The organism is Novosphingobium sediminis (assembly GCF_007991615.1).
Lineage (GTDB): Bacteria > Pseudomonadota > Alphaproteobacteria > Sphingomonadales > Sphingomonadaceae > Novosphingobium > Novosphingobium sediminis.
The window spans coordinates 16,363-29,548 of the sequence record NZ_BJYR01000031.1; the positions used below are offsets into that span (position 1 = coordinate 16,363).

The 13,186-nt window shown below is 59.3% G+C and carries 9 protein-coding genes; 3 read left to right on the forward strand and 6 right to left on the reverse strand.

The genetic code is table 11. The features are described 5' to 3' along the window. The first annotated feature begins 8 nt into the window (after nucleotides 1-8). Nucleotides 9-2,708: a conjugal transfer protein TraG N-terminal domain-containing protein gene (locus NSE01_RS19410; RefSeq protein ID WP_147161254.1), complete on the forward strand. Its 2,700-nt coding sequence runs from the start codon at nucleotides 9-11 to the stop codon at nucleotides 2,706-2,708. Nucleotides 2,709-2,711: 3 nt separating this feature from the next. Here NSE01_RS19410 and NSE01_RS19415 read toward each other — a convergent pair whose 3' ends face one another. Beyond that, entirely contained in the window at nucleotides 2,712-2,918 is a 207-nt protein-coding gene (locus NSE01_RS19415) for a hypothetical protein (RefSeq protein ID WP_147161255.1), read from the reverse strand. 151 nt (nucleotides 2,919-3,069) lie between these two features. Between NSE01_RS19415 and NSE01_RS19420 the strand changes: the two genes are divergently transcribed. Then, nucleotides 3,070-3,429, forward strand: a complete 360-nt coding sequence (locus tag NSE01_RS19420) for a helix-turn-helix domain-containing protein (RefSeq protein WP_147161256.1) — start codon at nucleotides 3,070-3,072, stop codon at nucleotides 3,427-3,429. Further along, nucleotides 3,426-4,721, forward strand: a complete 1,296-nt coding sequence (locus tag NSE01_RS19425; protein ID WP_147161257.1) for a type II toxin-antitoxin system HipA family toxin — start codon at nucleotides 3,426-3,428, stop codon at nucleotides 4,719-4,721. The genes NSE01_RS19420 and NSE01_RS19425 overlap by 4 nt, the downstream gene beginning before the upstream one ends. A gap of 18 nt (nucleotides 4,722-4,739) precedes the next feature. Here NSE01_RS19425 and NSE01_RS19430 read toward each other — a convergent pair whose 3' ends face one another. The 5 genes from NSE01_RS19430 to NSE01_RS19450 are packed head-to-tail and all read right to left on the reverse strand — an operon-like array spanning nucleotide 4,740 to nucleotide 13,107. Continuing rightward, nucleotides 4,740-7,877: a type I restriction endonuclease subunit R gene (locus NSE01_RS19430; RefSeq protein WP_147161258.1), complete on the reverse strand. Its 3,138-nt coding sequence runs from the start codon at nucleotides 7,875-7,877 to the stop codon at nucleotides 4,740-4,742. Continuing rightward, a complete protein-coding gene (locus NSE01_RS19435) occupies nucleotides 7,874-9,700 on the reverse strand; it encodes a DUF262 domain-containing protein (protein WP_147161259.1) in 1,827 nt (608 codons plus the stop codon). The genes NSE01_RS19430 and NSE01_RS19435 overlap by 4 nt, the downstream gene beginning before the upstream one ends. Then, entirely contained in the window at nucleotides 9,697-11,106 is a 1,410-nt protein-coding gene (locus tag NSE01_RS19440) for a restriction endonuclease subunit S (protein ID WP_147161260.1), read from the reverse strand. The genes NSE01_RS19435 and NSE01_RS19440 overlap by 4 nt, the downstream gene beginning before the upstream one ends. After that, a complete protein-coding gene (locus tag NSE01_RS19445; protein WP_147161261.1) occupies nucleotides 11,103-12,947 on the reverse strand; it encodes a class I SAM-dependent DNA methyltransferase in 1,845 nt (614 codons plus the stop codon). The genes NSE01_RS19440 and NSE01_RS19445 overlap by 4 nt, the downstream gene beginning before the upstream one ends. Further along, on the reverse strand, nucleotides 12,940-13,107 hold the full coding sequence (locus tag NSE01_RS19450; protein ID WP_147161262.1) for a type II toxin-antitoxin system Phd/YefM family antitoxin: 168 nt from the start codon (nucleotides 13,105-13,107) through the stop codon (nucleotides 12,940-12,942). Before NSE01_RS19450 ends, NSE01_RS19445 begins: the two co-directional genes overlap by 8 nt. Nucleotides 13,108-13,186: the final 79 nt, after the last annotated feature.

Below are 13,186 nucleotides of genomic sequence, written 5' to 3' on the forward strand. Positions count from 1 at the left end.
CAACGGCCATGATCGAAATCTTCACGGTTGGCGGCGGCGAATACATCGTCAACGTTCTGAACGCGGTCGCCAGCTGGACGGGCGCAGGCGGCTACAAGAGCCTGATCCAGGTTGCCATGGTCATGGGGCTGGCGCTGGCCGTGATCGTGCTCGCGTTCAATCAGGACTGGCGTGCCTGGCTCAACTGGTTCCTTGGCGCGACGCTGATCTATATGTGCCTGATGGTGCCGCGCATCGACGTCCATGTGACCGACCGCGTCAATCCGGGCCTGGCTCCGGCCAATGTCGCCAATGTGCCGATCGGCCTTGCGCTGATGGCGAGCTTCACCAGCCAGGTCGGCGACTACCTGACGCACTCGGCCGAGCTGGTGTTCGGCCTGCCCGACGATCTCAACTATTCGCGCAATGGGATGATCTACGGCGCGCGGCTGCTCGAAGCGACACGGAGCCTGCGGATCTCCGACCCGGAATTTGCCGCGAACCTCGACGAGCATGTCCGGCAATGCGTGTTCTACGATCTGCTGCTCGGCCGATATTCGATGAAGCAGCTCGCCGAAAGCGACGACATCTGGGCGACGATTGCACCGGGGTCGGCGGCGCGCGCACAGAAGTTCCTGACCCGCCAGGCCGACGACAGCGTGACCGCTTCGATCGTTACCTGCCGCGAGGCCTATACCGCGCTGTCCAACCAGTGGGCCGGGCTGATCGATGCCATAGCGCTGAGCTCCGGGCGACAGCTCTATCCCCGACAAACCGCAGTACTCGCCAAGACCAAGCTGCTCGCCGACCTGCCGGTTGCCTACCAATACCTGTCAGGGGTTTCGAAGAGCGCGAGCGATATCTTCCGCCAGGTCCTGACGATCAACGCGATGAACCAGGCGATGCACGGCTTTGCCGGAGCCAGCGGCACCTCGGGCATCGATGTCTTCGCCCAGACCCGTGCCGACATCCAGACCGAGCGGACCTACGCCTCGATCGCCGAGAACGCGATGAAATGGGTGCCGATCCTCAATGTCGTGCTGACCGTCGTATTCTACGCGATGTTCCCGGTGATCTTCCCGCTGTTCTTGATGCCGAAGACCGGGCCGGTGGCACTGAGGGGCTATGTCACGGGCTTCTTCTACCTCGCCGCCTGGGGGCCCCTGTTCGTAATCTTGCACATGATCCTGATGTTCAAAGGGGCGGGTGATGTCACGGCGGCCGGTGGCGGGACCGGGCTTACGCTTGCAAGCTTTGCCGGCATGACCGACGTCAATCGCGATATCGGGCTCCTCGCTGGTTATCTCGTCGCCTCGGTCCCGTTCCTTGCCGGCGGCATTGCCAAGGGCGCGCTGGCGATCTCCGGGCACGCTACCTCCTATCTCAACCCGAGCCAGAACGCGGCCGAGGAAGCGGCGCGCGAGGCGAGCACGGGCAACGTCTCGCTCGGCAACAGCAATCTCGACAATTCGACGGTGTTCTCGCGGCAGTTTGCGCAAGGTGCGCTCAACCCGAGCATTTCCTATGGCGCGGCGCAGACGCGCGGTTTCAGCGAAGCGGGTACGCAGACGACGAGCTTCAGCGAAGCCGAGTTCGCGACCGTGCCAAGCTCGCAGTACCCGTTCACCCCAACGCTTGGGAAGGATTTCACCGGCCGGCTCTCGACCATGGCCAGCCAGAGCCGCGGCCAGAGCGAATCCTATTCGAACCTCGCCCAGCAATCGACCAGCTCGGCGATCACCAGCTTCAACGAGATCCGCAATGCCTACAGCCAGGGCCGGTCCTTCGAATCTGTCAGAGGCACGGGCAGCAGCGACAGCGTCGGCACCGCATTCAGCGAAGTCGACAATGCTTCGACTACCCTGCAGCGCCAGTTCGGCTTGTCGCGCCGGGCCGCGGACGACATCACCGTGTCGTGGTTCCTGAATGGAGATGCCTCACTTGGATTGAAGGCCGAAAGAGGTGCCGGAAGTGCTGCGATTGGAGTCAAAGGCGGACGCAATCAGAGCTGGACGGACAGCGACGTCGGCATTGCCTCTGAGGACCGCAACCGGATCGCGGGGACCCTGCAGCAGCTCTCGGAAAGCAGGAACTGGTCGAGCACGCGCGATGGGTTCCTGCGTCAGACCAGCTCGAGTTCGAACTCTCAGATCGCTACCAGTTCTGCTGGGTTGACCCGCTCGCTGACCGAAGGACAGTCCTACACGGTCGAAGCACGCCGCTCGGAGGAGCTCGCCAGCCGCCTCGATCATCAAGCCACGTGGTACGAAGGCTCCAATGCCGCAGGCTCACTCAACCTCAGTCAGGCCTATCGCGAATGGGGCATGGCCGAGATCGAGGCGAACCGCGACTACTATGGGCCGGTCCGGTTCGACGACATCAACTTCCAGATGAGTCCGAAGGGACAGCAGCTCCAGGCCCGGTTCGTCGAGACCTATGCCGACCGCCTGCACGACCAGATCGAAGGCGATTTGAGCCTGCCAGCCTTTGCCCCGGTCGCGCGTCCAGGTGTCTCGGGTCCAGGCGATGTGCGGTCACAAGGACCGCGTGGCGGCGGCTCGGGCGGAGTGGTTCCGACGGTCGATCCGTCCGGGATCGGTGATGAGGTTCGCGCGGCTCAGTCCGGCGGCAGAACCCGTATCAATCAGTCCCGCGGCAATCTCGAAACTGTCACCCGCGGCGCCAAAGGTGCGAGTGAGGAAGCGGCAGACGGGGTCAAGGAATGGTAGCGATCAAAGGATGAGGTCATTGATGACCACAAATATTGCAAACGCAGCCAAACCTAGGAAGATTGTGATCAGTTTGACGCGCCCCCAGGGATCAGCCCAGGTCTTCTTCCACGTGTAGGCTGTGAGGCGGTTTTCCGCGATTGCCCGATCGATCTCCTTGAGACCCTTCCAATCGTGACCTTCTGGACGGTCGTCAGGTTGGTCATTCATAGCTCACCTCTTTGACATCAATTTATGTCCCAATTTCGCGCCATAAACGCAGATTTGCGGCATTGCGGTTCGATATTGACACATAATCAATCTAAATGTAAAGGGTCAAAATCGATACCCAAACGGTGATTCGGCGGTTAAAGTCTCGAAAATGGATCCTAATAACCCAACCAATGAGCGGCCACTGATCGCCCTGCTTGCCGACCTCGGTCAGCAGCTCGAAACTTACCGCATTTCGCGCAATCTTAAACAGGCCGAATTGGCCGAACTGGCGGGGATCGGACGTTCCACCCTGGTCCGCATGGAAGCGGGCAAAGGCGGCACGATCGATAGTCTCGCGCGGGTGATGCGAGCGCTCGGCCTTGGCGAAAGACTGCTCGAGATCGTGCCCGATGCCAAAGTGAGCCCGCTCGATCCGCGCTCGGAAACCGGCAAACCCCGTAAACGCGTGCGACATGCAATCAGAAGCAGCAGGGCCAGCAAATGGACCTGGGGTGACGAAGCGCCATGACACGCGCCGTCGTCAATCTGTGGGGCCGTCAGATCGGGGCGGTCCTCTGGGATGAGAGCCGCCAGCTCGGTGTCTTCGAATACACCCCGGATTTTATCGCCACCAACTATGAGGTCGCACCGCTGACCATGCCGCTGCGCAGCGGCGTCTATGATTTTCCCAGTCTCTCCAGCGAGACGTTCAAAGGGCTGCCCGGAATGCTGGCCGACAGCCTGCCAGACAAGTTCGGCAACGCCGTAATCAATCGCTGGCTCGCCGAGCAAGGCAGAACGCCGGAGAGCTTCAACCCGGTCGAACGGCTTTGCTATACCGGCAGGCGTGGCATGGGCGCTCTCGAGTTCGAGCCGTCGGCGGGCCTCCACCGCGACAAAGGCGGCAAGGTCGACATTGCCCCGCTTGTTGATCTCGCCAACCGGGTCATTGCGGCCCGCGAAGAACTGAACGGTGTCCTCGAAGGCCAGGACGACCAGAAGGCCCTTGAAGAAATCCTGCGCGTTGGCACCTCGGCCGGCGGTGCGCGGGCAAAGGCGGTACTCGCCTGGAACGAGAAAACCGGCGAGTTTCATTCCGGCCAACTGGATGCGGATCCCGGCTACACCTACTGGCTGATGAAGTTCGATGGGGTCTCGGGCAACGCCGACAAGGAAGTGGCCGATCCACTCGGGTTCGGGCGGCTCGAATATGCGTGCTACCTGCTGGCCAAGGAGGCCGGCGTCGATATGGCGCGCTCGCGTTTGCACGAAGAAGGCGGCCGCGCGCATTTCATGACGCAGCGCTTCGACCGGACCGCGGATGGCAAGAAGCTGCACATGCAGTCGCTATGCGCCATGCGCCATTTCGACTTCAATCTGGCCCGGGCCTACAGCTACGAACAGGCGGTCGAAACGATCCGGAAGCTGGGACTTGGCCGCGACGCAATCAGGCAGCAAGTCCGCCGCACCTTCCTCAACATCTTCATCCGCAACCAGGACGACCACACCAAGAATATCGCGTTCCTGATGGACAGCACCGGCCAATGGAGCCTCTCGCCGGCCTTCGACGTAGTCTATGCCTACAATCCCGATGGCGCCTGGACGAGCCAGCACCAGATGTCACTCAATGGCAAGACCGATGGTTTCGACCTCGACGACCTCCTAGCCTTTGGGAAGTTCGCGGATATGAAAACCGTTGAAACAAAGGCGATTATAAGAGAGATTGAGATCGCAATATCCAAATGGTCTGAGTGCACTGACCGAGCTGGATTAGCACCGGATATGGCCCGGCGAGTAACGCAAGGATTCCGGTCGTTCTAGCGCGAGCGCTCGCTGACTCTAATTCAAATCCCGCAAGAGCACCTCGGCCTGAGCTAGCACCGTCTGGACAGCTTCATCGGCCAAATCAGGGGGATAACCAAACCGCTTTAAGATTCGCTTCACCAAGACGCGCATCCTTGCTCGAGCGCTTTCCCGATGGTGCCAGTCGACAGTCACGTTTTGACGCAGCTGTTCGAGTAGCTCATGGGCGATCAGCCTGAGCTGTTCGCTACCCATGGCTTCGACCGCGCTCTCGTTCTCGGCCAGCGCATCGTAGAATGCTAGCTCTTCTGGCGTGAGGCCTTGGTCTTCGCCGCGTTGCTGGGCTGCCTTCAAGTCTTTCGCGAGCGCGATCAGCTCGTTGATCATTTCAACCGCTGACAGAGCACCGGCATGATAGCGGGCTACAGCATCTTCCAGCCGCCTGGAGAAAGCTCGGCTCTCGACGACATTTGTGCGCGTACGGCTTGAGATTTCACCAGCCAGCAGTTTCTTCAGGGCCTCGAGGGCAAGGTTCTTCTTCTCCATGCCCTGAATCTCGAGCAGGAATTCCTCGGATAGGATGGAGATGTCCGGGGAATCGATCCCTGCCACCTTCAGGATATCGACGATCTCGGCCGAGGCAACGGCACGGTCGATCAGCTGCTGGACTGCCAGCGTCTTGTCCGCCTGGCTGAGCTTACCTGTGGCGGTGTTCTTGGCGATGGCGGCACGGACGGCCTGAAAGAACCCGATCTCGTCGCGGATCTCGCGGGCCTCGTCACTGGCCGAGGCCAATGCATAGGCCTTGGTCAGCTCAAGCACGAGATCAAGATAGCGCCGATGAGCCTTCTTCTTATCTTCCGGCGATTGCGCTTTTCCGGCTTCAGCCTCCGCCCATTTGAGAACCCAGTCGATGGCTCCGGCGAGGCAGGTCAGCCTTTCCATCGGCGCGCCGTGGATGCCGGGCTTATAGTCGAAGCCGTGGAAGATCCCACTGACGATCTCGTAGCGTTCCAGCAGGAGGGCGATCGCTTCCGCCTCATCGATGCCGGTCTTTTCCTGATCGGAGTCGGTGTAATCGCTCAGCGCCTTCTTCAGGTTCTGGGCGATGCCGATGTAATCGACAATCAGGCCGCCGGGCTTGTCACGAAACACTCGGTTCACGCGCGCGATTGCCTGCATCAGGCCATGGCCGCGCATCGGCTTATCAATGTACATGGTATTCATACAGGGGGCGTCGAAGCCGGTCAGCCACATGTCGCGCACCAATACCAGCCGCAAAGGATCTTTCGGGTCACGGGCCCGCTTCGCCAGCCCGTCGCGACGTCGCTTGTTACCGATGTGCTGTTGCCAGTCGAGCGGATCCGACGCTGCCCCGGTCATAACAATTTTGATCACGCCGGTCGCATCGTCATCAGAGTGCCATTCCGGACGAAGCGTCACGATCTCGTTGTAAAGGTCCACGCATATCCGCCGGCTCATGCAGACAGCCATGGCCTTGTATTCGGTGCCATCGGTGCGCGCCTCAAGGTGCGTCACCATGTCGACCGCGATCTGTCTCAGACGCTTTTTCGAGCCGACCAGAGACTCAACGGTTGACCATTTGGCCTTAGCTTTCTCTGCCTCGGTCAGGGTATCGTCCTCGACCAGAGCCTCGATCTCAGCGTCGATCAGCGGCTTCTCGTCCTCATCCAGTTCAATCCGGGCAAGCCGACTTTCGTAATAGATCGGCACCGTCGCGCCATCTTCGACCGCTCGGCTGATGTCGTAGATGTCGATGTACTGGCCAAAAATCGCCGGCGTGTTCACGTCGGCCGCTTCGATGGGCGTTCCAGTAAAACCAATGAACGAAGCATTGGGCATCGCTTGGCGGATGTAATGGGCATAGCCATACCGGCGGGCACCAGTTTTCGCGTCCAGCTTGGCATCGAAGCCATACTGGCTTCGATGGGCTTCGTCCGCCATGACGATCACATTCCGGCGATCCGTCAGCATCGGGAAGCTCTCGTCGCCGCGCTCGGGCGAGAACTTCTGCACAGTCGTGAAGATTACCCCGCCGGATGCGCGCGATAACAGGCGTTGCAGATCTTCGCGGCTCTCGGCCTGCTCAGGATTCTGACGCAGCAGATCTTTGCACAAGCTGAAGGTAGAGGCGAGTTGATCATCAAGATCGTTTCGATCGGTCAAGACGACGATCGTAGGGTTCTCAAGCTCGGGGGACTTGACCGCCAGACCGGCAAAGAACGCCATCAGGAAGCTCTTTCCCGAGCCTTGCGTGTGCCAGATGACGCCGATCTTGCGGTCGCCGTCGGGGCCGCTCGCATCGACGGCCTCGCGGATGGCTTTGCGTGCGCCGTGGAACTGATGATAGCCAGCAACGATCTTGAATGGACCTGCGCCCGCATCGCCAAACACGATGAAATCGCGGATCAAGGCGAGAATGTTTTCTCGGGTAAATACGCCGCGCAACAGGGTTTCTAGTTCGGGTTGGCCGCGATGAGCAAAGTCTTCGCCGGTCACCGTGCGCCAAGGCATGAAGCGTTCCTGATCAGCCGTCAGTGAACCGATCCGCGCCTCGATGCCGTCAGACGTCACTAGCACGGCGTTGGTCCGGAACAGGCTGGGGATCTGGACAAGATAGGTCTGCAACTGATGAAAGGCGTCAACAATGGTGGCGTTCTCTGCCGCCGCGTTTTTCAGTTCGAGCACCGCCAGCGGCAAACCGTTGAGGAACAGGATCACATCGGGCCGCCTGTTTTGGCTGCCTTCCACGACAGTGAACTGGTTGACCGCCAGCCAGTCGTTGGCATCGACCTTATCGAAATCGAGTAGCCAGACCTTGTCGCCTACGATCCGCCCGTCGCCGTTGCGGTACTCCACAGGGACACCATCGGTCAGCAGGCGGTGGATGCGGCGGTTTTCCTCGACCAGCGAACCTGTTTCGCTCGTCAGGAGCCGACGGATCGCTTCCGAACGCGCCGCTTCAGGCAGCGTAGGGTTAAGAGCGGCCACGGCCCGTTCCAGGCGTGGCAGCAGGATGACATCGGAAAAGGCCTGCCGTTCGGCCGCCGCGCCGTCTGGTGCAATGACTGTGCCATGCAAATAGTTCCAGCCCAGATCCTGTAGGATCTCGATGCTGGCCTGTTCGACCACATCCTCTGAGAAGCTGGTCATGCAGGGACGCCCTCTTCCACCACCGGGACGTCCCAGACGCGGCAAGCAAGCTTGGTAAGGAAAAGCTGACGCGCTTCCACGTCCGTCACGGTCCAGTTGGGCCAGCATTCTAGCGCTTGCACCGTCTTAGTGATCTGATCTGCCACTCCAACAAGCTGGGCCTGCTTGTCAGCCTGGCAGCGGGTCAGGAGGAACTTGGACTGCCCGTAGCCCTTGATTTTTTCCGAGTACCGGGTGTTCGAGATGGAACGATTGATCGACTTCTCGATCAGCAGCAAGTTGCCCAGGCTCTGGATCACTTCCTGATCCTGCGCGCGATCACCGAATTCCTGCTGGGCTTCGGCATCCGCATTATCGGCCAAGATGTGCTCGATGTCGTTGCCACCAGAGGTGTAGTCCATCAGGCGGTCGCGAGAATCGCTGGAACCGTAAGCCTGCAGATCGACATATTGGGTGATCTTGGCGATCAGGTAACGCAGTCGGAACTGCCTCAAATCATTTGCCCGTAGCTCCTTGAGGGCGCGGAAGAAGCTGCGCGCTAGTTCCGCGCGCTCCTTAGAGAAAACGTCCTCAACAAAGCCATCGAAATTGTCCTGGCTGACGGTCCGGAGCCTATGGGCCGCATCAACAAGCTTTCGCTCATAATCCTTGCCCGGCGTTCCCGTAATCAGCCAGACGAACATGATCTTCTCGATTTCAGCAGCAAGTCGCGAAAACAGCGGAGCCGGAAGGTGGCGGCCGGCCAATAGCAACATGAAATGCTGTTTGATCGATTGGCCGCCCAGCAGTCGCGTGTTTTCGATCCCAGGCTCGGGGCTGCCCGCCGCGTTCATGCCTTTTGCGAAGTGAGCATAGGCCTTCGCTGCTGCCTGCAGGCGTTTGGCGAAGGCTAGCGGCTCGGTGGTGTGACCTGTCGTGCCCGGGTTCTTTTGGAACCAGTCATAGATCGCGTCTTCACGCAGACGATTATCAAGATCGAATGTGGCTAGGAGATAATAGCGCAGGAACCGCAGCGGCTTTTCGCCGACCGCATAGATTTCATCGGTCAGCGATTTCCAGACGCTCTTGAGCTCGGCAAACTCATGACCCTTGGCGTTCATGAACAAGAGGTTTTTCAACAGGTCCATGGCATCAAGCCCGGCCCCGCGATCGTTGATCGTCTCGAAGATCTTCAGCGCCTTTGTGATCGTCGGCGTCTCGATCCGGATCACCTTCACCTTATTGGTGAGATAGCCATAGAAGCGTAGCAGCGCAGCCCGATCAGTTCCGAACGTGGTCGTCAGAAACTCCCGGATTGTGTCATAGGCACCGCCTAGATTGCGGATTGACCGAGAGCCATCCCGAACGGTCTGCGCGGCATTGCCTTGTGCATATTCGGCAAGAACCCCTCCGGCATCATCATACTGGACTTCCAGCCGAAAGCGGTGGGTAGTCACGCCTTGCCAGTCAGTGGAACTTGCCGCGATCTGGCTGGAAAGATCGTCAGGCAAGTTGCCACCAAGCTCATGAAGGGCATCCCTGATGGCGCACAGAGTGAGATACGAGGTAGTTGTGCGTTGCTGCCCGTCGATCAGCTCAAACACCTGATCCTGCCCGGCACAGACCACTATGGTGCCGATGAAGTATTCTGGTGCGAAATGCTGTGTCGCCCCTTCATATTCGGTATGGATGTCGGCAAGGAACTGGTTGACTTGATCGCCGCCATCCCCCTTGGGATCGCTTTCGCCCCAGACATATTCGCGCTGATAATCGGGCACGCGATAAAAGTCCTGAAACAGGCGCTTCAGCGTCATGTCCTGGGAAACGATGCTCTGTTCGGTCATGCGGCAATCTCCAGCGCGGCATCGCCCACGCGCACTTCGCCTGACATCAGGCGGGGAAGCAGGTAGTCGCGAGTTTCCGCAAGGGTGAGGTTTTGGAGGTCATTATGGATTGCCCGCTGCCAGAGCGGATCCATGACCTTGGACATCTCGTCGAACAGATTGTCCGGAGGGCAGACAGTCGTTGCAGATGAAAGATGACCGCGCTGGATATGGCCCATGGTTGTCGCCTTTGACGCCGCGATACTCTGGAATTCTGGCATGTGGTGGTGGACCCATCGCGCATAAAACCACTGCGGGTATTTGGTAGAGCTTACCTTGAAAAGGTGCTGATTCAGCGCTCCTTCGCCCTCTGTCCACACCTTCGCCATCAGGCTGCCTGACCAGGAAAACAGGAAGTCGCCGTCGCGGATGATATAGCGCTCCGGCAAATCACGAGATGCTCGGTTGGACTTGTCACTGATTCCGCCGCGAAGTTCGGCAATCTTGATCACCGGCAGACTGGGCTCACCGGGCTGCGCGGGAAACTTCTGCAGTGCGAGCCCGTTCAGAAAGTCCGCGATCTGGTCCAGCGGCTTCTCGCTCCACCCAACAGGCAATTCATCTTCACCGAGAGTATCGGGGAACAAGTTGGCCAATTTGGCCGCGGTGACGGGATCGGGCGATAGCCCGCCCATGATCGCTGCTGGGTCTGTAACCCCTGCCATCTTCCGGCGGACAGGCCCGAAATCGACGAACCAGTCGCGGAAGATCGCCTGCGCCATCGCCTCTAGCGTCTCATTCATCCGCCGGTTGAGTTCGATCTTTTCGTCTAGGGCTGAAAGCGTGTCTGCAATCGCGCTCTGCTCTGGCCTTCCAGGCGCAGCAATATGAAAAGACTTGAGCTCAGGAAAATAAATAGTTTGATGAACGCTCCCGCTCGCAAAATTGAGCAGAGCGTTCCCTTCTGCGATCAAAGCATATTTGAGGTAACGATAGTCAAGATCAGGCCCACAAATCCAGTTTGCAAAATCCTGACTGGTGGCCATATCTCGCCCCATAACGACTACGTAGCCCACCGACGCGGTTCGCGACAGGCACACAGTGTCTTTCGGTAAAACGCGAGACGCTGAATTGGCGATGCCAAGTTCATTGGTGTTTTCGTTAGTTTCGTAAATTGTGCGTCCGTGATTGCCGGTTGCGTCGCGGATACCGATCCAAGGAATGCTTCCGCCCCAATACTCCGGATGCCGTCTACTTGGCGTATGGCCGCTTTCCATCCGGGCTAAGTCAGATAGCAAATGACGCTTCCAGCCCTGCGGCAGCGGTGCGCCAGTATCTCCAACGGAGATCGCATATGCGCCCGGAATTTGCGCAGCGGTCGCCTCGCGCCCGCCCAATCGCCTGCGCTTCTCGCCTGTTTCTGTCACGCGAAGTCACCAAGCAGAAGTTGGGCGATGCGCTGCTGCATTTTGGTGGACTCTTCAAACTGCGTCGCAAGCTTTTCGCGTAACTGCGCAATGCGATCGGCGAACAGGATGCCGTCATCCTCCTGATCTTCAGTCCCCACATAGCGACCAGGTGTCAGCACGTGACCCTTTTTTCGCACATCCTCTAAGGTTGCCGATGCGCAGAAGCCGGGAGTGTCCAGATACTCGCCAAGCCCCGCTTTCGGCTTGCTACGCCAACGGTGATAGGTGTCTGCAATCAGAGAAATGTCCTCGTCGGAGAACTCCCGCCGGGTACGGTCCACCAAATGGCCCAGCTTACGGGCATCGATGAACAGGATTTCACCACGGCGGTCGCGCAGGTCATTGGCGCTCTTATCTCGCGCCAGAAACCATAGGCAGGCCGGGATCTGGGTGGAATAAAACAGCTGGCCAGGCAGGGCGACCATGCAGTCGACGTGGTCCGCCTCGATCAGGGCCTTGCGGATCTCACCTTCGCCGGACTGCTGCGAGGACATCGAGCCATTGGCCAGCACTACGCCCGCCGTTCCGCGCGGCGCAAGATGATGGACGATATGCTGGAGCCAGGCAAAGTTGGCATTGCCCTGCGGCGGCGTTCCGTGGGTCCAGCGCGCGTCACCTTCCAGCTGCGGCTGCCACCAGTCGGAAATGTTGAATGGCGGGTTGGCCATGATGAAGTCGAACTTCGTCTGGGCGAACTCATCGCGTAAGAAGCTGCCTTCGTTGTTCCAGCGGATGTCGGCATCAATCCCGCGCACCGCCAGGTTCATGCGGCAAAGACGCCAGGTTGTGTGGTTGCGCTCCTGCCCATAAATGGCGATGTCAGACCGGCGGCCTTGATGGCTCTCGATGAAGCGTTCCGACTGCACGAACATGCCGCCTGATCCGCAGCACGGGTCGTAAACGCGGCCTTGGGTCGGCTCGAGCATCTCTACAATGGTCTGCACGACCGAACGCGGCGTATAGAATTCGCCGCCGCGCCGGCCTTCCGCGCCAGCAAATTGCGAAATGAAATACTCATAGGCCCGGCCCAGCCGGTCACGCGCTTGCCCATGATCGCCACGCATGTCGACCTTGGAGAACAGGTCGATCAGTTCGCCCAGCATGGTCTTGTCGAGCTGGGGGCGCGAATAGTTCTTGGGCAGAACGTCTTTCAGGACCTTGATGTTGGCCTGCTCAATCGCCTCCATCGCATTGTCGATCAGGCCCCCGATATCGCCCTTCTTCACGCGCCCGGTGGTGACATCAACGAAAGTGATTTCCGGCCGCTTGGCATTGGCCTGAAGGTGCGCCCAGCGGGCTTCGGGCGGCACCCAGAACACATTAGCAGCGAGATACTCCTCCGGGTCCTCCGGATCGGCATAATCTTCAGCTTCCAGCCGGGCATGCTGTGCCTCGAACGCTTCGGAGATGTACTTGAGAAAGATCAGCCCAAGCGCGACATGCTTGTATTCCGAAGGCTCGAGATTGCCGCGCAGCTTGTCTGCAGCCTTGAACAGGTCCGCCTCGAAGCCAAGATCACCGCCGGTGTTGCCGTTTGCCTTGGCAGCCTTTGCCTTTGCCGGTTTGGGCGCGGAGGCTTGGCGTTCCTGAACTTCACTGGTCCCACCGGATGCCAGCAGGACGGAGCCACCACGGCCACGGCCGGTTAGGATTGCGCCGGACTCAACCAGCGCATTCTTTACGGCAGCATAGGCTTCCTCCTCCCACTGAAGGGTTTCGCGCAGACGCACATTGCCGGCAGATCCGCCTAGCTGCGTCAACGCTTCCAGAAACCTGTCTTTGCCTACTTGATCAACCATTCTGCCCCGCTTCAATCGCCTTCAGGCGTTCGTATTCTTCAACTGACAACACCACCACGACCGCCCGTCCGTGCTTTTCGACTGTAACCGGCTCCGCGCGCGCGATGTCGATCAGTCTCCCAAAGTTATACTTCGCATCCTTGGCAGCTAGTATTTGCATTGTTCAACAACCCCAAGCCCGAACGGCTACTTTTGGCCAAAATAGCCAAAAAGGGAAGTGCCTTGAGATCACTGCCTGG